The sequence below is a fragment of the Streptomyces sp. ISL-96 genome (genome assembly GCF_018614035.1).
GTDB lineage: Bacteria > Actinomycetota > Actinomycetes > Streptomycetales > Streptomycetaceae > Streptomyces.
In genome coordinates this window covers 224,758-243,375 of the sequence record NZ_JAGGPA010000011.1, presented here as the reverse complement: position 1 = coordinate 243,375, position 18,618 = coordinate 224,758, and the positions used below count along the sequence as shown (strand labels likewise).

Genomic DNA, 18,618 nt, shown 5'->3' with positions numbered 1-18,618 from the left:
GCGTATCGCCCGAAGATGTCGGCGCTGCGGGAACCCCCGACTGCGTACCCGATCAGGCGGAGAGCGCCTACTCGCCGCGCAGGCGGTGGCGCTTGCGCCAGGCGACCACCGCCGCGGTGAGACCCGACAGCGCGATGAAGCCCATCGCGATCAGGAAAGCGGGCGACGTGGGGGACGAGGCGCTGCTTCCCGCGATGACGTACGCCGCCGTATTGGGGACCGAACCGATCGCCGTGGCCAGGAGGAACGGAAGCCACCCCATGCGGGAAACAGCGGCGCAGTAGTTGGCGGCGGCGAACGGCACGCCCGGGAACAGCCGGATGGCGAGCATCGTGCGGAAACCGTGCCGGCTCAGCTGACCGTCCGCCGCGAGCAGTGCCCGCCCCCGCAGCAGCGGACGCAGTGCGCCCTGGCCCAGCGTCCGCCCGAGGCCGAAGGAGATTCCCGCGCCGACGACCGTTCCCGCGACGGCGGCCACGAGCCCCGCCTGGGAGCCGAAGAGGGCGCCGGCGGCCAGGTTGAGGATCGGGCGCGGTACGAACGCCGCCGTGCACAGTCCGTACGCGACACCGAAGAGCACCAAGGCCGCCGCGCCGCTCAACTGCGGCGGCCAGCCCGCGCTCAGCAGCCGCTGCGGCTCGAAGACCAGCACCGTCGTCACCGCCGCCGCGAGCATCAACACCAGCAGCGACAGCCGCGACCACGGGGAGAGCAGCGTCCTGGTGCAGCGGACGGTGAACCCGGCGGGCGCGGGCGGGGCGGCGGTGTCGAGCATCCGGGGAGACTAACCGACAAGCGTATGTGATCGCCGTAACGCGCACCGCACGAGGCGGTCGCGCGGTCGACGTGTCGCGGGTAAATCGTTCGACGCGGGGGTGTCCGTCGGCGAGGATCAACGCATGTTCAGGCACGCCTTCCTCGCAGCGCGGACCGCAGTCGCGGCCGCGCCGAAGGCTGCCGCAGCGCCCTTCGGCGGCGCCCGACGCTGACCCTTCCCGGATCGTCCGGCGGACCCCACAGGGGGAGGGTCGGCAAGGCCCAGGGGTCCCCATCACGCTTCGACCTTCCGAGGGAAGATCACCATGCCCAAGACGGCATACGTACGCACCAAGCCGCACCTGAACATCGGCACCATGGGCCACGTCGACCACGGCAAGACCACCCTGACCGCCGCCATCACCAAGGTCCTGAGCGAGCGCGGGACCGGCAGCAGCACTTCTTACGTTTCGTTCGACCGGATCGACCGGGCTCCCGAGGAGGCGCAGCGCGGCATCACCATCAACATCGCGCACGTCGAGTACGAGACCGACACCCGGCACTACGCGCATGTCGACATGCCCGGCCACGCCGACTACGTGAAGAACATGGTCACCGGAGCCGCGCAGCTCGACGGGGCGATCCTCGTCGTCTCCGCGCTCGACGGGATCATGCCGCAGACCGCCGAGCACGTCCTGCTCGCCCGCCAGGTCGGCGTCGACCACATCGTCGTGGCCCTCAACAAGGCCGACGCCATCGCCGATGGCGAGGACGCTGTGCTGACCGACCTCGTCGAGCTCGAGGTGCGCGACCTGCTCTCCGCGCACGGCTACGGCGGCGACGCCGTGCCCGTCGTACGGGTGTCCGGGCTCAGGGCGCTGGAGGGCGACCCGCGGTGGACGGCGGCGATCGAGGCGCTGCTGGACGCGGTGGACACGTACGTGCCGATCCCGGAGCGCTACACGGACGCGCCGTTCCTCATGCCCGTCGAGAACGTGCTGACGATCACCGGGCGCGGCACGGTCGTCACCGGCGCCGTCGAGCGCGGCACGATCAGCGTCGGTGACCGGGTGGAGGTGCTGGGCGCGGAGGCCGAAACGGTCGTGACCGGTCTGGAGACCTTCGGGAAGCCGATGGAGTCCGCCGAGGCGGGGGACAACGTCGCGCTGCTGCTGCGCGGTGTGCCGCGCGACGCGGTGCGCCGCGGGCATGTGGTGGCCGCGCCCGGCAGCGTCATGCCCACCAGGCGCTTCACCGCGCAGGTGTACGTCCTGTCGGCGCGCGAGGGCGGGCGTACGACGCCTGTCACGAGTGGCTACCGGCCGCAGTTCTACATCCGTACCGCGGACGTCGTCGGCGACATCGACCTCGGCGAAAGGGCTGTCGCACGCCCCGGCGAGACGGTCACGGTGACCGTCGAGCTGGGCCGCGAGGTGCCGCTGGAGACGGGCCTCGGCTTCGCGATCCGGGAAGGCGGACGCACGGTGGGCGCGGGCACGGTGACGGGCCTGGTTGCCTGAGGCGCGTCCTTCCCCGCCGGCGCTCCGCCCAGGCCTCGGTCCTCAAAGGCCGGGGTCTGGGCGGGGTGGCCCGCGGCGCACAATGGTGGGGTGGACGAGCCGATACCCGTGATCCGGGACGTGGACTGGGGCACCGCCAAGCTGATGCCCGACGTGGACCGGCCGCGGGCCTGGCTGCTGACGGTCGACGGTGCGCCCCAGTCGTACGTCGACCTGGAGGACCCGGCCCACTTGGAGTTCGAGTACGCGCGACGGCTGGCCCATGTCGTCGACTGCGCCGCAGAGGAGGGCGTACCCCTCGGCGTCCTGCATCTCGGCGGCGGCGGCCTCTCGCTGCCCCGCTACACGGCCGCCACCAGGCCGGGCTCGCGTCAGGACGTCGTGGAGGCCGACCGGGGCCTGCTGGCACTGGTCGCCGAGCACCTGCCGCTGCCCGAGGGGTCCGGTGTACGGGTGCATGGCGCCGACGCGCGCGAGTGGCTCACAAACGCCTCCGCCGCGTCCGCCGACGTCATCGTCGCCGACGTCTTCGGCGGTTCCCGGGTGCCCGCGCATCTCACGTCCGTCGAGTACGCGCGCCTGGCCGAACGCGTCCTGCGCCCCGGCGGGATCTACGCCGCCAACCTCGCGGACGGCGCGCCTTTCGCGTTCCTCCGCTCCCAAGTGGCCACCTTCGCGGCCGTCTTCGGAGAAGTCGCCCTGATCGCCGAACCGGGAGTGCTGCGCGGGCGCCGCTTCGGCAACGCGGTGCTGATCGCCTCGCACGCTCCCATCGCCACGGCGGCCCTCGCCCGCAGGACCGCGGCCGACGTGTTCCCCGCGCGCGTGGAGAGCGGCCCCGCGCTGGCGCGCTTCACCGGTGGCGCGACGGCCGTACGGGACGCGGACGCGGTGGAGTCACCCGAGCCGCCCGGCGGGGCCTTCAGCATCGGCTGACACGGCCAAGGCGGCCTCCGTCTCCGTCACTTCCACTTCATGCGTACGGCGCGTCAGATTCCGTACGTCGGGGACGAACAGCACCGCGGCCGTGACGAGGACCATCTCCTGGTGAAGCGCCGTCATTCCTGGGAGACGCAGTTGAGGGCGTTGGCGGAGACCATCACGCGGTGCCGCGTCAGCCGGTCGGCTATCGCGCCGCCTATGAGCGGGAACAGGGCAGATTCGGCCTGGGTCAGAGGGAAGTGGGGGTGCGCGGTCAGTCGGCCAGCCGGACGGTGCCGAGGATCTGCTTGATGGTCGCGTCCGGCAGCTCGTCCTTGACGCCCTTCGAGGTGAACAGGCTCCAGACGGCGAAGTCGCCGTTGGCGTTCTTGAAGGCGAAGGCGATCGACTTGCCGTCGGTGTCGCACTTGGTCTTCTTCTTGACGCCCGTGACGGTGGCTACGGAAACGCTGCCCTTGAGCCCGGACCTGGAGGTGAAGGGCGTGGCCTTGGAGATCTTGAACGTGCCGGTCTCCTCCTGGTCGTAACCGGCGAAGACCCATGCCCCGGCCACGTTCTCGGCCTCGGGGCCGGTCGTGCTCGCCCCGTTCGCGCCGCGGGTCCCGGCGGCCCCGAGCACGGCGTTCGTGCCGCACCATCCGCTCTTGAAGTACGCCGGTGCCGAGACCGAGATGAGGGGCTTGTCCTTGTCGTCCGTGAAGCTGATGCTCTGACCGGGCGACTTGACCTCCCACTCCGGCGGTACGTCGAAGCGCGTGGCGTACTTCGGGTTGGTCACGACCTTCCAGCCGGGAATCGTCGGCTCGGCCCCCTCGACCGAGCCGCCGCGCGGGTTCTCGGCGGGGGCGGAGGGCTCCTCGGGTGTGTCGGAGGGCGGCGACGATGTCTCTTTGTCGCCTGCCTTCGTGGAGCCGCCCTCATCGTTCTTTCCCAGGACCACCACCCCGGTGATCACGGCCGCCACGACGACGGCGGTGGCGGCGACGATCGCGATGACGGTGGTCTTCTTCCCGTTGCCGCCCGGCGGCATCGGCGGCGCGTACTGCGGCGCGGCCGGCTGCTGGTAAGGATTCGGCTGATACCCGGCCTGCTGGTACCCCGACTGTTGGTAACCAGGCTGCTGGTACGGGTTCTGGTGCGCGTCCTGCGGGTTCTGCTCGCCCCCGGGCGGCTGCTGTCCTGGCCACATGGCCAGTAACGATAGAGGTGAACGACAGCAGTCGATACGTCCGGCCCCCGAGGGGATGGCCAAGCTTGCCTACTCGCGGGTAACCTCGCGCCTCATGAGCGCAGATCAGATGTCAGTGGGCGACATGCTCGTCGCCACGGTTCCCATGGCCCGTACCCTCAACCTGGAGTTCCTGGAGACCACCGCGGAACGCGCCGTGGTCCGTCTGCCGGACCGGGCCGACTACCACAACCACGTGGGCGGTCCGCACGCCGGCGCCATGTTCACCCTCGCCGAGTCGGCGAGCGGCGCCATTGTGATCGCCGCCTTCGGCGACCAGCTTTCGCGGGCCGTGCCGCTCGCCGTCAGGGCGGAGATCGGCTACAAGAAGCTCGCCATGGGCGTGGTCACCGCGACCGCGACGCTCGGCCGCCCGGTGGCGGACGTGGTCGCGGAGCTCGACGCCGGACAGCGCCCCGAGTTCCCGGTCGAGATCTCCATCCAGCGCGAGGACGGCGCCGTGACGGGCGAAATGACGGTTGTCTGGACGCTGCGTCCCAACAGCTGACCTTCACCCCGTGTGACGGGTGCGACCTCCCGGACGCCGTCACGGCATGGCGAGGTACGGGTAGGCTGCCCGCCGTGTGCCACGGGGGCGCACGGCGGTCAGCCGCACCTTCCACGACGACAGGAACCGGCGTTGCACATCACGGAGTGGCTCGAGACCATCCCGGCGGTCAGCATTTACCTCCTGGTGGGGATCGTCATCGGGCTGGAGAGTCTGGGCATTCCGCTGCCGGGCGAGATCGTCCTCGTCAGCTCGGCCCTGCTCGCCTCGCAGCACGGCGACATCAACCCGTACGTCCTCGGCGCATGCGCCACGGCGGGCGCCATCATCGGTGACTCGATCGGTTACGCGATCGGGCGCAGGGGCGGCAGGCCGCTGCTGGCGAAACTGGGCCGCAAGTTCCCCAAGCACTTCAGCGAATCCAACATCGCCATGGCGGAGCGTTCGTTCGAGAAGTGGGGCATGTGGGCGGTCTTCTTCGGCCGCTTCGTCGCACTGCTGCGGATCTTCGCGGGGCCGCTCGCGGGCGTACTGCGGATGCCGTACTGGAAGTTCCTCATCGCCAATGTCTTCGGCGGAATCCTGTGGGCGGGCGGCACCACGGCCGTCATCTACTCGGTGGGTGTGGTCGCCGAGGCGTGGCTCAAGCGCTTCTCCTGGCTGGGACTGGTCGTCGCCGTGCTGTTCGGCCTGACTTCGATGCTCGTGCTCAAGAACCGCGCGAAGAAGGCCGCCGCTCAGGCAGCGGCGCAGTCGGCAGCCGCAGAGCAGTCCGCAGCCGCAGAGCGGTCGGAGGCCGCCACTCCGGAGAAGGTCCCGGCGGCTGCCGAATGACGCCGCCCGCCGCGGCCGGTCCGCCAGTGGGCTAGTCCGCGTGCGCCTCGCGGTGGCCCTTGGCCAGCTCCAGGTACATCGCGGCGTTCAGCTTGATGCCCTCGCGCTCCTCGTCCGTCAGCTCCCGCTTCACCTTGGCGGGTACGCCCGCGACCAGCGAGCCCGGGGGCACGCGCATCCCCTGCGGCACGAGCGCCTGCGCCGCGATCAGCGAGCCGGCGCCGATGTGCGCGCCGTTGAGCACCGTGGCGCCCATGCCGACCAGTACGTCGTCCTCCACCGTGCAGCCGTGCAGTACGGCGTTGTGCCCGACGGAGACGCGGTCGCCGACCGTCACGGGGAAGCCCGGGTCCACATGAACGGTGCAGTTGTCCTGGATGTTGCTGTCGGCGCCGAGGACGATCGGTCCGCAGTCGGCGCGCAGTACGGTGTGGTACCAGACGCTGGCGCCCGCGCCCAGCGTGACGTCCCCGATCACGACGGACGTCGGCGCGGCGAAGGCCGACGCGTCGATCCTCGGCTCCTTGCCGCCCACGCCGGTGATCAAAGCCTGCTCTGCCATCGCGTGCTCCTTGGTGCTTCTTGCGGGTCGGTCGCGCCAGGGGAACCGTAAGCGACGCCTTTCGTCCCCAGGATGCCGGGTGGGGCGAACATCACAGGAGGCCGTTCAGAGAGGCCCCCCTTCCGACGACTACCGTGTGCGGGTGCCGAAGAACAGAAACACGTTCTCATCCTTGTCCGCCTGGCGTCGCCGCCTGGTGACCGCCGCCGTGCACGGTGGATGGAGCTGGGTGCAGCAGGCCGGAGCGGTCAGCGCGGAGCGTCCGGGGCGGCTGCGCTTCGGTTCGATCGGCACCGGAACGAAGCTCGCCTTCCCGCAGGGCACCGTGTTCGGCGAGGAGTGGATCCATCTCGGCGACCACTGCATCATCGGTGAACAGGTCACGCTGACCGCCGGCATGATGCCCGGCCTTGACCTCGGCCCCGACCCGATCCTGCGGCTCGGCAACGGTGTGGTCCTCGGCCGCGGCAGTCACGTCATCGCCGATACGACGGTGACCATCGGGGACGACTGCTACTTCGGCCCGTTCGTGTACGTCACGTCCACGAACCACAGTTACGACGATCCGGACGTCCCCGTGGGCAAGCAGTGGCCCCGCATGGACCCGGTGGAGATCGGCCCCGGCTGCTGGATCGGCACCGGTGCCGTGATCCTCCCGGGCGCCCGTCTCGGCCGTAACGTCGTCGTCGCGGCGGGCGCGGTGGTACGGGGCGAGGTGCCCGACCGCGCGGTGGTGGCCGGCGCGCCCGCCCGGGTCGTGCGTAGCTGGGACGCGGCGAAGGGCTGGCAGCCGCCGCTGCGGACGCCCGCGCCCGTACCGATCCCCGAGGGCGTCACCCCGGAGCAACTGCTGGCACTGGCCGACCTGGAGACCGAAACCGCCGAGTGAGCCCGTGGGTCACCCGGCGTGAGCAGCCGCCGTACCCACCCGGTGAATCCGGTGAATCCGGACATGCCGGGCCCTTGACTTGTGGTGAATTGGGAGGAAAATTCTTAATACACCAGAAAACCAGAGTGAGCCGCACCGTCGGCGGAGACGTTCGCCGACCCGCGTGACTCACTTGTTGGCTCTGGCCAGGCCCCCGGCAGATCCGCTCTATCCCAGGGCTTTCGGCGACGGCTGGAACCCATGGGGTATTGAGACGGACTACCGGGGACTGTGATGTCCGGGCCCCGGTTCACCTGAGTTCAATCGCCGGGCAGCGGTCCATGACCATGTCCAGCCCTGCGGCGCGCGTGCGCTCGTACGCCGCCTCGTCGATCACGCCGAGCTGGAACCACACCGCCTTCGCGCCGATCGCCGCCGCCTCGTCCGCGACGCCGCCCGCAAGGTCGCTGTTGACGAAAACGTCCACGACATCGACGGGGAACGGGATGTCGGCCAGCGACGCGTACCCCTGCTCGCCGTGGACCGTCTCGGCCTTGGGGTGTACCGGCACGACGCGCTTGCCGTGGCGCTGGAGCACCTCGGCGACGCCGTACGCCGCTCGCGACCGGTTGTTGGACAGGCCCACCACCGCCCACGTGTCGCCGGACTGCGTGAGGATCTTGCGGATCGTTGCCGGGTCGCCGTGCACGCCCTGCCTCCTGACGTCGAAAGGTCACCGCATGTGACCGCTGCATGCGACTAACGGACGGCGGCGTACGGGCATTCCCCGGAACGCGCGCCGGCTGTTCACGGGTGCGTTGTTGTTCAAGGTTGTACTGATGTGTATCGTCGCGACGTGTGACTTGAAGTTTCAAGTATCACGCCCCCAAGCGCAGCGCAGTCACACGACCGACAACCAAGGAGAGAGCCCCTCACATGACTCCCCCCACCAACACCCTCGGCGTACCCGTCATCAACAGCACCGCCGACAGGCGCACCCCCTCCCTCCACGGCTACGACGCGGGCCTCCTCGTGCTCCGTCTCGCCCTCGGCCTGACCATGGCGGTCCACGGTGCACAGAAGCTCTTCGGCTGGTTCGGCGGCGGCGGGCTCGAAGGAACCGGTCAGTTCTTCACCGCGAGCGGCTACCCGGCCGGCGAGGCGATGGCAGCCGTGGCCGGCCTCACCGAGACCTTCGGCGGCCTCGGGCTCGCGTTCGGCCTGCTCACCCCGCTGGCGGGCGCGGCCGTAGTGGGGACCATGGTCAACGTGCTCGCGGTGAAGTGGGGCGGCGGCTTCTTCGCCCCCGAGGGCGTGGAGTACGAAGTGCTCCTCACGGCGGCCGCGGTGGCGCTCACCCTGACCGGTCCCGGCCGGTACGCCGTCGACCGCTTCCTGCCCGGCCTGCGCGCCCACCGCCTCGCCTACGGCGTCGCCGCCGTGGTGGTCGGCCTGGTGGTCGCGGCCGTCATCCTGCTGCTCCGGAAGTAACCCCTGCGGCCTGCGCATAGGGTGGGCCGAATGCAGGAGCAGTACCGGACCGTCGCCCGCGCGGGCGTGCACGAAGCCGAGATCAACAGGTCGCGCTTCCTCTGCGCGCTCGCGCCCGCCGCCACCGAACGCGAGGCGCAGGAGTTCGTCGCACGCGTCCGCAAGGAGCACCCGACGGCGTCGCACAACTGCTTCGCGTACGTCATCGGAGCCGACGCCTCCGTGCAGAAGGCGAGCGACGACGGTGAGCCGGGCGGCACGGCGGGCGTACCGATGCTTCAGATGCTGCTGCGCCGCGAGGTCCGGTACACCGTCGCCGTCGTCACCCGCTACTACGGCGGCGTGAAACTGGGTGCGGGCGGGCTGATCAGGGCGTACGGGGGAGTGGTCGGCGAAGCCCTGGACGCGGTCGGCACGATCACCAGACAGCGCTTCCGGCTCGCCACCGTCACCGTCGACCACCAGCGGGCCGGAAAGCTGGAGAACGACCTGCGGGCGACCGGGCGGGCCGTGCGCGACGTCCGGTACGCCGAGGCGGTCGCGATCGAGGTCGGGCTGCCGGAGGCGGACATCGAGCCCTTCCGCGCCTGGCTCGCCGACGCCACGGCGGGCACCGCCGGGTTCGATCTCGGCGGCGAGGCGTACGGCGACGCCTGAGCCGGCGCCGGGCCCCCGGTTCGGCCAAAACTGAGGTCCGTGGTGGGCGAGGTGCTGAGCGGCGCTAACGTGGTCGGTGCTGACAGTCAGGTCCGCGCTGATTCGGTGCGGGCTCAGGGGGCGGAGGAAGTAAAAATGCAGGTCGGGGCCGTCTCTTGAGGATTCTGCACACGTCGGACTGGCATCTGGGGCGGTCGTTCCACCGGGTCAGCCTGCTCGACGCCCAGGCCGCGTTCCTCGACCACCTGGTGACCACGGTCCGCGAGCGCGACGTGGAAGCCGTACTGGTCGCGGGTGACGTGTACGACAGAGCGGTGCCACCGCTGGCCGCCGTCGAGCTCTTCGACCGGGCCCTGCACCAGCTCGCCGCCGCCGGCGTGCCGACGGTCATGATCTCCGGCAACCACGACTCGGCCCGCAGGCTGGGCGTCGGCGCCGGGCTCATCGACCGGGCCGGGATCCACCTGCGTACCGACCCTGCCGGTTGTGCGACACCCGTCGTACTTCGCGACGCGCACGGGGACGTCGCCTTCTACGGGCTTCCGTATCTGGAGCCCGCCTTGGTGCGCGACGAATTCAAGGTGTCCAAGGTGGGGCACGAGGCGGTCGTCGGAGCGGCGATGGAGCGCGTACGAGCAGACCTCGCGGCGCGCCCCGCGAACACTCGGTCGGTCGTTCTCGCGCACGCCTTCGTCACGGGCGGCGAACCGAGCGACAGCGAGCGCGACATCACGATCGGCGGCGTGGCCTCCGTACCCGCCGGAGTCTTCGACGGCGTCGACTACGTCGCCCTCGGCCACCTCCACGGCTCCCAGGCCATCACCGCACGAGTGCGGTACTCGGGCTCCCCGCTCGCGTACTCCTTCTCGGAAGCGGACCACCGAAAGACGATGTGGCTGATCGACCTCGGCCCCGGCGGGGAGATCGAGGCACAGGAGCGGCTCGACTGCCCCGTACCGAGGCGGGTCGCCCGGATCCGCGGGCGCCTGGAGGAGCTGATCGAGGACCCTTCTCTGGAACGCCACGAGGACTCCTGGATCGAGGCGACACTCACCGATCCCGTACGCCCCACGGAACCCATGGCGCGGCTCTGCGCGCGCTTCCCGCACACCATCAGCCTCGTCTTCGAACCCGAGCGGGCCCCCGAGGACCCCCTCGCGTCGTACGCCCAGCGCCTCAAGGGGCGCGACGACCAGCAGATCGCGGAGGACTTCGTGGCCCATGTGCGCGGCGGCAGCGGCCCGGACGAGCGGGAGCGCACAGTGCTCTTCGGAGCCTTCGACGACGTACGCGTCGACGACACCGGGCGCGAGGTCGCCCGGTGAGACTGCACTCGCTGCACATCACGGCCTTCGGGCCCTTCGGAGCCACCCAGGAAGTCGACTTCGACGCGCTCAGCGCGGCCGGGATCTTCCTGCTGCACGGGCCGACCGGCGCGGGCAAGACCTCGGTCCTGGACGCCGTCTGTTACGCGCTGTATGGCGCCGTGCCCGGCGCGCGGCAGAGCCCCGGAGCCTCGCTGCGCAGCGACCACGCTCCGCACGATCTGCCGACCGAGGTACGCCTCGAACTGACGGTGGGCGGGCGGCGTCTTGAGATCACCCGGCGGCCCGCACAGCCGCGCCCCAAGAAGAAGGGCACCGGCTTCACGACGGAGAAGGCACAGAGCTGGCTGCGCGAGTACGTACCCGAAACCGGTGAGTGGAAGGCGCTCAGCCGCTCCCACCAGGAGATCGGCGAGGAGATCACGCAGCTCGTCGGCATGAGCCGGGAGCAGTTCTGCCAGGTCGTGCTGCTGCCCCAGGGCGACTTCGCGCGCTTCCTGCGCGCCGACGCGGAGGCGCGCGGCAAGCTCCTCGGCCGGCTCTTCGACACGCGCCGCTTCGCCGCGGTCGAGGACCGTCTCGCCGAACTGCGCCGTGCGGCGGAGCAGCAGGTGCGCGCGGGCGACGAGCGGCTGCTCGCCGTCGCGCAGCGGATGGCGCAGGCGGCGGGCGACAACGCGGACGCACGGGCCTGGCCGCTGCCGGACGCGAAGCCCGGCGAGCCAGGGCTTGCCGAGGGCGTACGGGAGTGGGCCGCGATCGCGCGCAGCGGTGCGCGGGAGCGGCTGGACATCGCGGAGTCGGCCGTGGCCGCTGCCGGGAGCCGGCAGGCCGAGGCCCGGCGCGGGCTGGAGGCCGAGCGTGAACTGGCCGCTCTCCAGCAGCGTTACGAGGACGCCCGCCGACGCGCCGACGCGCTGGAGGCGAGGCGCCCGGAGTACGAGCGGCTGCGTGAGCGGCACGAGCGCGCGCGCCGGGCCGACCGCGTAGCGCCCGCTCTGTCGGTGCGCGACGACGCCGAGCGGGAACACCGCGCGGCGGCCAAGGCCCGGGAGCGGTCGCGAGCCCAACTGCCCCCGGACCTCGCCGAAACCGGGGCCGAGCAGCTCGCCGCGCTGGAACGCCGGCTCCGCCAGGACCTCGGCAGCCTGGAAGCCGCACGCAGGGCGGAGCACCGCAGCGAGGAGATCGTCCGGCAGCGGGCGGAGCTGGAGCGCGAGGCCCACGCCGACGACGAGCTGCTGCGGGACGCCGCCGACTGGCTGGCCGGCTGGGACGCGACGCGCAGTCGCTGCCAGGAACGCATCGAAGCGGCGCAGGACGCGGTGACCCGCGCGGAGCACCTGGCGGGCCGCCTCGAACCGGCCCGCCGCAGGCTCGACGCCGCGCGCCGGCGCGACGTACTCGCCGAGCGGGTCACGGCCGCCGAGGACCGGCTGCGGACGGCTCGCGACAGCGCGGTGGCGGCGCACGAGACGTGGCTGGACCTGAAGGAACGCCGGCTGCTGGGCATCGCGGCGGAGCTGGCGGCTGGCCTGCGCGACGGTGAAGAGTGCGCGGTCTGCGGCTCGCGGGAGCACCCGTCGCCCGCGCGGGCGGCGGCGGACCAGGTGGACCGTACGGCGGAAGAAGCGGCGTACGAGGCCTACACGAGCGCCGAGGCGGCGCGCGGTACGGCGGAGCGCGCGCTGGCAGCGGTACGGGAGGACCACGCGGCGGCCCGCGCCGAGGCGGGCGGCTCCGCCGTGGGCGGCGGCCCGCTGGAAGCGGCGTCCTCGGACGCGTCGCGGGCCGACCGCGAGCGGACCGGCGTTACCGCCGCGGCCCGCTCCGCCCAGGCCACCGGCTGCGCGGCCGGAGGCGACGCCGGTGCGGTCGCCGGATCCCCGGCCCACGGGGAAGCGGGAGCAGGCGGAGCGGGCGGGGATGGGGAGGCCGGCGCCGGGATCCCGGCCCAGTACGCGCGATCGGCGGCCGAGCCGGCGCCTCCGGGCGAGTCCGGCAACGGTTCTCCGGCCTCCGCCCGGGCCACGGCAGGTACGGCGGGCCGCCCCCGTGACGTGAGCGTCAGCGAGCTCTCCGCCCTCGTTGAGGAATTGCGGCGGCAGCACGCCGAGGCGCACGCCACCGCCGCCGGCCTGCACGCCGCCCGCGAGGCGCTGGACCGTGCCGAGCGCGAGTACGCGCGACGCGTCGAAGCGCGGCAGCAGGCCGAGCGTCGGGCGGCCGCCCGTACCTCGCAGCGCGAAGCGCTCGACCGCGAACTGGCCGACCGCGAAGCCGAAGTGGCCCTCGGCCGCGGTGAAGAACGCACCGTCGCCGCGCATGCTGCCCTGCTGGAGCGCCGCGTCCGGACGCTCGGTGAAGCCGCGGAAGCCGTACGAGCGGTCGAAGCCACCGCCCAGCGCCTCAAGGAGGCCGACGACCGGCTCGCCGACGCCGCGTTCAAGGCCGGGTTCGACACTCCGGGCGCCGCCGCCCAGGCGCTGCTCGGGGACGCGGAGCAGCGCGACCTCCAGCACCGCATCGACGACTGGCAGCGTGAACAGGCCGCCGTCGCCGACCGGTTGGCGGAACCCGAGACCGCCGCGGCCGCCGACCGGCCGCAGGCAGCGCCGCGGCAGGCCCAGGCGGAGTTCGACGCCGCCGAGCGCGGACTGATCGAAGCAGCGTCCGCACTCGACGCCGCCCGCGAGTGCCGCGCCGCGCTCACCGCACTCTCGCAGCAGGCCGCCGAGGAGACGCGACTCCTCGGCCCTCTGCGCGAGGAGTACGAGCGGGTGGCACGCCTCGCCTCCCTCACCGCCGGCACCTCCGCCGACAACGAACGCAAGATGCGGCTGGAGTCGTACGTCCTCGCGGCCCGCCTGGAGCAGGTCGCGGCAGCCGCCACCGCCCGCCTCCAGCTCATGTCGTCCGGCCGCTACACCCTCGTCCACTCCGACGCACGGGCCGGCGGCCGCGGCCGTTCGGGACTCGGCCTGCACGTCGTCGACGCCTGGACGGGCATCGAGCGCGATACGGCGACCCTCTCCGGGGGCGAGACGTTCTTCGCCTCGCTCGCCCTCGCGCTGGGCCTCGCCGACGTGGTCACCGACGAGGCCGGCGGCGTACGGCTCGACACGCTCTTCATCGACGAGGGCTTCGGCAGCCTCGACGACCAGACCCTGGACGAGGTCCTCGACGTACTGGACTCCCTGCGCGAACGGGACCGCAGCGTCGGCATCGTCAGCCACGTGGCCGACCTGCGGCGCCGCGTCACCACCCAGCTGGAGGTCGTCAAGGACCGGCACGGCTCAGTGGTCCGCCACCGTACGGCCTTCGGTCAGCGGCTGAGCGCGCGCCGTGGCAGCGGCGAGGAGTAGACGACGCTGGTGGTGACCGAGCCGAGCGTGCCGAACCGGCCCGAGACCTCCTCCAGGTGCTTCATCGAACGGGCGGCGACCTTCATGACGAAGCAGTCGTCGCCCGTGACGTGATGGGCTTCGAGCACCTCGGTCGTCACTTCCAGCAGGTCGTGGAACGGCTTGTAGTTGCCGTGCGGATAGCGCAGCCGTACGAACGCCAGAATGGGCATCCCCAGCTGCTCCTGCTCAACGACGGCCGTATAGCCCGAGATCACCCCTGCCTCTTCGAGCCGCCGCACGCGCTCCGTCACGGCGCTCGGTGACATGGACACGGTGCGCGCCAGCTCGGCGAACGTCGCCCGGCCTTCGCGTTGCAGGGCTTCCAGGATGCGCCAGTCGGTGGCGTCCGGTGAATATCCGGTCATGTCCCCGAGACAACAGGGAATCCACCGGCAGATCAAGAGAAGAGCCGGGGGATCTCACTTCAGCTCGATGATCACTCGTCGTAGATTTTTAGCCATGACGACGACACAGACCGCCGCCCCCGCCGCGGCCCAGGCCCCCGCTGCCAACGCCGTTCTGCGCGTCCCGCCGGCCGCCCCCGCCGCGGCCGCCGCGTACTTCGCTGCCAGCCTCGCCTTCCACGCCGACGTGTCCGACGTCGCCTCGGTCCTCGCGTCGGGCGAAGACCCCGGCTTCCTCGTGATCGACTCGCGCTCCGCGGAGTCCTGGGACCAGGGCCACATTCCCGGCGCCCTGCACCTCCCCACGGCGATGATCCCGACGCAGGCGGAGAAGCTGCTGGACAAGTCCGTGCCGGTCGTCACGTACTGCTGGGGACCCGGTTGCAACGGCGGCACCCGCGCCGCCCTCGCCCTGGCCGAACTCGGCTACCAGGTCAAGGAGATGCTCGGCGGCATCGAGTACTGGATCCGCGAGGGCTTCGAGGTCGAGACCTGGGAGGGCCGCGAGCGGCGCGACGCCGACCCGCTCACCGCGCCCGTCGACTCGGACAACTGCGGCTGCTGACGGCCGGCCGGTTCACCGTACGACTCGGTGTACAGGCGGCCGCAGGGACCGCACGTCTTGCCGCCCGACCTCGACCACCGGACGCGCCGCCCGCAGCACCACATCCAGCGCGGCGTCGCTGTCGCACGCGTAATGCCCGCTCGCCCAGGCCGCGTTGGCCTCCACCACGGCCCACCGCCCGTCGACCGTACCGACGTCCACGACGACCGCACTCGGCAGCGGCGGAACGCCGGGCGCGCGGAGCAGCGACGCGAAGTCCAGCACCTGCGCGTGGAGCGCGTCCTCCTCCAGCGGTACGACGTCGAGGCCGCCCCGCACCGCGTAGCGGCTGCCGGTCACGACCTCGCCGTCCAGTACGAACAGCCGGTACTCGGCGCTGAACGCGACGATGTCGCTGACCAGCACCGGAGTGTCGTCGTCCACCGCGTCGGGGCCCGGCAGCCCGCTGCCGTCCGGGTAGACGCGAGCGGGGAAGCTCTTGTCGTTCGGTGGCTTGACGAAGGCGGGGCGGCGTAGTGAGCGGGCCCTGGCGACCGTGGTGAACTCGATCTGCCGATGGGTGAGTTCGTACGGCAGCTTCGCGAGCCAGTCCACCGGCGGCTCCAGCAGACCGAGCCCGAGACCGCCGGAGACGGCGTCGGCGAAGAGTGGCCCGGCGTACAGCGAGGTGATGCCGTGCGGCCGGTCCGGTGCGCGCCACTCGCGCAGCGTCTCGCACCCCAGACCGCGCCGGCGGCCGGCGGCCGCGAGCGCGTTACCGGTCGCGGTGACGCGCGGGGACAGGGCGAGGGTGCGTAGGGGAGTGGGCATGGGGTGAGGCTCCCGCATCCGGTGGACATGGTGGTAGCGGTTTTCGCACCCCCGGAAACCGGGTGACAGCAGTACCCCGAAACCACCAGGATGGTGGGCCATGCCCAAGATTCCAGGCCCTTCCCCGGCCGAACTCCGCCGCGACCCACTGCCCCTGCGCGGCCGCACCGCCCTCGTCACGGGCGCGAGCCGGCGCGGTGGCATCGGCTATGCGGTGGCCCGGCGGCTCGCCGCCTACGGCGCGGGCGTCTACCTCCACCACCACGTACCGCACGACGCGGCGCAGCCCTGGGGAGCGGAACCCGAAGGCGTGGAAGCCGTCGTGGCGGGGGTACGCGAAGCGCTCGCCGACCCCAGTGCCACCGTCGCGCACGGGCCCGGTGACCTGGCGGATCCCGAGACGCCCGCCCAGCTGATCGCCACCGCCGCCGAGGCGCTCGGCGGACGTATCGACATCCTCGTCGCGAACCACGCTCTCAGCGGCTCCGACGGCACGCTGGACACCGTCGACGCGGCCATGCTCGACGCGCACTGGGCTGTGGACACGCGCTCCGTGATCCTGCTGGCCCAGGCGTACGCACGACTCCGCGCGACACTGCCGCCGCGCTCACCAGGCGGGCGGATCATGATGATGACCTCCGGCCAGGACATCGGCGGCGGCATGCCCGAAGAGATCGCGTACGGCCTCGCCAAGGGCGCCCTCGCCTCCGCCACTCGTACCCTCGCCACGGCACTCGCGGATCTGAGAGTGACTGTCAACACCATCAATCCCGGGCCCGTTGACACGGACTACCTGACCGGCGACGACTACGACACGATCGCCGCGATGTTCCCCGCCGGGAGGTGGGGCATGCCGGACGACCCGGCCCGGCTCATCGCTTGGCTGGCTACGGACGAGGCGGAGTGGGTGACGGGTCAGGTCATTGATTCCGAGGGTGGCTTCCGGCGCGGGTGAGGGCGTCGTAGAGCGCGTACGGGCCTGCACGGCGGGGACGGCCGGGCTCATGAAAACCGACCCCGGCCGCCGTATCCGCGCAGGCGGGCCGTCAGAGCTTCGACAGCTCTTCCACCAGGTCGTCGAGGCCCAGAGAGCCCTGCGACAGCGCCGCCATGTGCCACGACTTCGCGTCGAAGGCGTCGCCGTGCGCCTTGCGGGCGTTCTCACGGCCCAGCAGCCACGCCCGTTCGCCCAGCTTGTAGCCGATCGCCTGGCCGGGCATGGACAGATAGCGGGTCAGCTCGCTCTCCACGAAGTCGGCGGGACGTCCGCTGTGCATCCCGAAGAACTCGTGCGCGAGCTCCGGGGTCCAGCGCTCGCCCGGGTGGAAGGGGGAATCCGCCGGAATCTCCAGCTCCAGGTGCATGCCGATGTCCACGATGATCCGCGTCGAGCGCATCATCTGCGCGTCCAGGTAGCCGATCCTGCGCTCCGCGTCACCGAGGAAGCCCAGCTCGTCCATCAGCCGCTCCGCGTAGAGCGCCCAGCCCTCGGCGTTGGCGCTGACCATGCCGACCGACGCCTGGTAGCGGGACAGCCGGTCCGCGACGTGAACCCACTGCGCGAGCTGCAAGTGGTGCCCCGGAACGCCCTCGTGGTACCAGGTCGACGTCAGGTCGTACACCGGGAAGCTGGTCTCGCCCATCGTCGGCAGCCAGGTGATGCCCGGACGCGAGAAGTCCTCGGAAGGGGTGGTGTAGTACGGCGCGGCCGCGCTGCCGGGGGGCGCGATGCGGGACTCCACCTTCCGTACCCGCTCGGCCAGTTCGAAGTGCGTACCGTCGAGCGCTTCGATCGCCTCGTCCATCAGGCCCTGCAGCCAGACCCGCGTCTCCTCGACGCCTTCGATGTGCGTACCGTGCTCGTCGAGCCAGGCCAGAGCCTCCCACGGCGTGGCCGCGCCCGGCAGGATCTTCTCCGCCTCGGTCTTCATCTCGCCGAGCAGGCGGTGGTATTCGGACCAGCCGTACGCGTACGCCTCGTCCAGATCGAGGTCGGTGCCGTTGAAGTAGCGCGACCAGCGGGCGTACCGCTCGCGGCCCACGGTGTCGGGCGCGCCCTTCACGGCCGGACCGTATACATCGCGCATCCAGTCGCGCAGCGCGGCGACCGCCCCGGTGGCGCCGCGGGCGGCCCCGTTCAGCTCGGCGCGCAGCGAATCGGGTCCCGCCGCCGCGAACTCCTCGAACCAGCCGCGCCCGTCTCCCGCCCACTCGGTCAGCTGGCCGGTAAACGTCTCCGTGGCGCGCGGACCGCCCAGCAGCCCCCGCTCCAGACCGAGCGCGAGCGATGCCCGGTAGCCCTCAAGGGCGTCCGGCACCGCGCGCAGCCGCTCGGCGACGGCCGCCCAGTCCTCGTCGGTCTCGGTCGGCGTCACGGTGAAGACACCGCGGATGCTGTGCGCGGGGGAGTGGATGTTGCTGACGGCCCGCAGGCTCTCGTCGGCCTCGTGTACGGCGAGTTCGGCGGTCAGCCGCTCGCGCAGCAGCCGGCCGCAGCGCCGCTCGACGTCACTGTCCGCGCCCGGCAGGTCCTGTGCCTTGTCCAGCTCGGCCAGAGTGGTGCGGGCCAGCTCGGCGAGTGCCTTCTGCCCCTGTGGTGAGAAGTCCGGCAGGCTGCGGGAGCTCTCCTTCACTCCCAGGTACGTGCCGGTGATCGGGTCGAGGGCGATGAGTGCGTCGACGTAGGCGTCGGCGACCTGACGGGGGAGGGCGAGCGGGCTGCTCGAAGTGACTGACATGCC

At 71.7% G+C, this 18,618-nt stretch carries 18 protein-coding genes; 11 read left to right on the top strand and 7 right to left on the bottom strand.

Annotated elements, in window-relative coordinates:
* Positions 1-67: 67 nt before the first annotated feature.
* A complete protein-coding gene (locus tag J7E96_RS08295) occupies positions 68-775 on the bottom strand; it encodes a TVP38/TMEM64 family protein (protein ID WP_215129011.1) in 708 nt (235 codons plus the stop codon).
* Between the two features lie 307 nt (positions 776-1,082).
* On the opposite strand from J7E96_RS08295, the gene tuf reads away from it, so the two are divergent.
* Both tuf and J7E96_RS08285 read left to right on the top strand, forming a co-directional pair.
* The gene (gene tuf, locus J7E96_RS08290) at positions 1,083-2,276 is read left to right on the top strand and encodes an elongation factor Tu (RefSeq protein ID WP_215129009.1); all 1,194 of its coding nucleotides are present in this window, start codon (positions 1,083-1,085) and stop codon (positions 2,274-2,276) included.
* Between the two features lie 90 nt (positions 2,277-2,366).
* Positions 2,367-3,212 (top strand): spermidine synthase, encoded by an 846-nt coding sequence (locus J7E96_RS08285; protein ID WP_215129007.1) that lies wholly within the window; start codon positions 2,367-2,369, stop codon positions 3,210-3,212.
* 259 nt (positions 3,213-3,471) lie between these two features.
* On the opposite strand, the gene J7E96_RS08280 is transcribed toward J7E96_RS08285, so the two are convergent.
* Positions 3,472-4,407 carry a hypothetical protein gene (locus tag J7E96_RS08280; protein ID WP_215129005.1) on the bottom strand — a complete coding sequence of 312 codons (936 nt, stop codon included), beginning with the start codon at positions 4,405-4,407 and terminating at the stop codon, positions 3,472-3,474.
* Positions 4,408-4,516: 109 nt separating this feature from the next.
* Here J7E96_RS08280 and J7E96_RS08275 point away from each other — a divergent pair, with 109 nt between their 5' ends.
* Both J7E96_RS08275 and J7E96_RS08270 read left to right on the top strand, forming a co-directional pair.
* Positions 4,517-4,954, top strand: a complete 438-nt coding sequence (locus tag J7E96_RS08275; protein WP_215129245.1) for a DUF4442 domain-containing protein — start codon at positions 4,517-4,519, stop codon at positions 4,952-4,954.
* 132 nt (positions 4,955-5,086) lie between these two features.
* The gene (locus J7E96_RS08270) at positions 5,087-5,788 is read left to right on the top strand and encodes a DedA family protein (protein WP_215129003.1); all 702 of its coding nucleotides are present in this window, start codon (positions 5,087-5,089) and stop codon (positions 5,786-5,788) included.
* A gap of 31 nt (positions 5,789-5,819) precedes the next feature.
* On the opposite strand, the gene J7E96_RS08265 is transcribed toward J7E96_RS08270, so the two are convergent.
* Positions 5,820-6,350: a gamma carbonic anhydrase family protein gene (locus J7E96_RS08265; RefSeq protein WP_215129001.1), complete on the bottom strand. Its 531-nt coding sequence runs from the start codon at positions 6,348-6,350 to the stop codon at positions 5,820-5,822.
* 142 nt (positions 6,351-6,492) lie between these two features.
* Between J7E96_RS08265 and J7E96_RS08260 the strand changes: the two genes are divergently transcribed.
* On the top strand, positions 6,493-7,239 hold the full coding sequence (locus J7E96_RS08260; RefSeq protein WP_215128999.1) for a DapH/DapD/GlmU-related protein: 747 nt from the start codon (positions 6,493-6,495) through the stop codon (positions 7,237-7,239).
* A gap of 289 nt (positions 7,240-7,528) precedes the next feature.
* On the opposite strand, the gene J7E96_RS08255 is transcribed toward J7E96_RS08260, so the two are convergent.
* Complete coding sequence (locus J7E96_RS08255) at positions 7,529-7,927, bottom strand: CoA-binding protein (protein WP_215128997.1); 399 nt, start codon at positions 7,925-7,927, stop codon at positions 7,529-7,531.
* A 227-nt stretch (positions 7,928-8,154) separates the two neighbouring features.
* Between J7E96_RS08255 and J7E96_RS08250 the strand changes: the two genes are divergently transcribed.
* From J7E96_RS08250 to J7E96_RS08235, 4 genes are all read left to right on the top strand, one after another.
* Positions 8,155-8,709, top strand: a complete 555-nt coding sequence (locus J7E96_RS08250; protein ID WP_215128995.1) for a DoxX family protein — start codon at positions 8,155-8,157, stop codon at positions 8,707-8,709.
* A gap of 30 nt (positions 8,710-8,739) precedes the next feature.
* The gene (locus J7E96_RS08245) at positions 8,740-9,366 is read left to right on the top strand and encodes a YigZ family protein (RefSeq protein WP_215128993.1); all 627 of its coding nucleotides are present in this window, start codon (positions 8,740-8,742) and stop codon (positions 9,364-9,366) included.
* A gap of 155 nt (positions 9,367-9,521) precedes the next feature.
* Positions 9,522-10,691, top strand: coding sequence for an exonuclease SbcCD subunit D (locus tag J7E96_RS08240; RefSeq protein WP_215128991.1), 1,170 nt, complete (start codon positions 9,522-9,524; stop codon positions 10,689-10,691).
* The gene (locus J7E96_RS08235) at positions 10,688-14,056 is read left to right on the top strand and encodes an AAA family ATPase (RefSeq protein WP_215128989.1); all 3,369 of its coding nucleotides are present in this window, start codon (positions 10,688-10,690) and stop codon (positions 14,054-14,056) included. The genes J7E96_RS08240 and J7E96_RS08235 overlap by 4 nt, the downstream gene beginning before the upstream one ends.
* On the opposite strand, the gene J7E96_RS08230 is transcribed toward J7E96_RS08235, so the two are convergent.
* Positions 14,017-14,463, bottom strand: a complete 447-nt coding sequence (locus J7E96_RS08230) for an Lrp/AsnC family transcriptional regulator (RefSeq protein WP_214978733.1) — start codon at positions 14,461-14,463, stop codon at positions 14,017-14,019. The two genes, J7E96_RS08235 and J7E96_RS08230, sit on opposite strands and share 40 nt — an antisense overlap.
* A gap of 94 nt (positions 14,464-14,557) precedes the next feature.
* Between J7E96_RS08230 and J7E96_RS08225 the strand changes: the two genes are divergently transcribed.
* A complete protein-coding gene (locus J7E96_RS08225) occupies positions 14,558-15,067 on the top strand; it encodes a rhodanese-like domain-containing protein (RefSeq protein WP_215128987.1) in 510 nt (169 codons plus the stop codon).
* Positions 15,068-15,079: 12 nt separating this feature from the next.
* Here the strand turns inward: J7E96_RS08225 and J7E96_RS08220 are convergent, their stop codons facing one another.
* Positions 15,080-15,877, bottom strand: a complete 798-nt coding sequence (locus J7E96_RS08220) for an ATP-grasp domain-containing protein (protein WP_215128985.1) — start codon at positions 15,875-15,877, stop codon at positions 15,080-15,082.
* 100 nt (positions 15,878-15,977) lie between these two features.
* Here J7E96_RS08220 and J7E96_RS08215 point away from each other — a divergent pair, with 100 nt between their 5' ends.
* Positions 15,978-16,832: an SDR family oxidoreductase gene (locus tag J7E96_RS08215; protein ID WP_215128983.1), complete on the top strand. Its 855-nt coding sequence runs from the start codon at positions 15,978-15,980 to the stop codon at positions 16,830-16,832.
* 91 nt (positions 16,833-16,923) lie between these two features.
* On the opposite strand, the gene J7E96_RS08210 is transcribed toward J7E96_RS08215, so the two are convergent.
* Positions 16,924-18,615, bottom strand: a complete 1,692-nt coding sequence (locus J7E96_RS08210) for a DUF885 domain-containing protein (protein WP_215128982.1) — start codon at positions 18,613-18,615, stop codon at positions 16,924-16,926.
* Positions 18,616-18,618 lie beyond the last annotated feature (3 nt).

Coding starts and splice junctions, on each gene's coding strand:
- J7E96_RS08295 (WP_215129011.1), bottom strand. CDS start 775: ATGCTCGACACCGCCGCCCCGCCCGCGCCCGCCGGGTTCACCGTCCGC.
- J7E96_RS08245 (WP_215128993.1), top strand. CDS start 8,740: ATGCAGGAGCAGTACCGGACCGTCGCCCGCGCGGGCGTGCACGAAGCC.
- J7E96_RS08215 (WP_215128983.1), top strand. CDS start 15,978: ATGCCCAAGATTCCAGGCCCTTCCCCGGCCGAACTCCGCCGCGACCCA.
- tuf (WP_215129009.1), top strand. CDS start 1,083: ATGCCCAAGACGGCATACGTACGCACCAAGCCGCACCTGAACATCGGC.
- J7E96_RS08265 (WP_215129001.1), bottom strand. CDS start 6,350: ATGGCAGAGCAGGCTTTGATCACCGGCGTGGGCGGCAAGGAGCCGAGG.
- J7E96_RS08220 (WP_215128985.1), bottom strand. CDS start 15,877: ATGCCCACTCCCCTACGCACCCTCGCCCTGTCCCCGCGCGTCACCGCG.
- J7E96_RS08210 (WP_215128982.1), bottom strand. CDS start 18,615: ATGTCAGTCACTTCGAGCAGCCCGCTCGCCCTCCCCCGTCAGGTCGCC.
- J7E96_RS08275 (WP_215129245.1), top strand. CDS start 4,517: ATGTCAGTGGGCGACATGCTCGTCGCCACGGTTCCCATGGCCCGTACC.
- J7E96_RS08280 (WP_215129005.1), bottom strand. CDS start 4,407: ATGTGGCCAGGACAGCAGCCGCCCGGGGGCGAGCAGAACCCGCAGGAC.
- J7E96_RS08250 (WP_215128995.1), top strand. CDS start 8,155: ATGACTCCCCCCACCAACACCCTCGGCGTACCCGTCATCAACAGCACC.
- J7E96_RS08230 (WP_214978733.1), bottom strand. CDS start 14,463: ATGACCGGATATTCACCGGACGCCACCGACTGGCGCATCCTGGAAGCC.
- J7E96_RS08225 (WP_215128987.1), top strand. CDS start 14,558: ATGACGACGACACAGACCGCCGCCCCCGCCGCGGCCCAGGCCCCCGCT.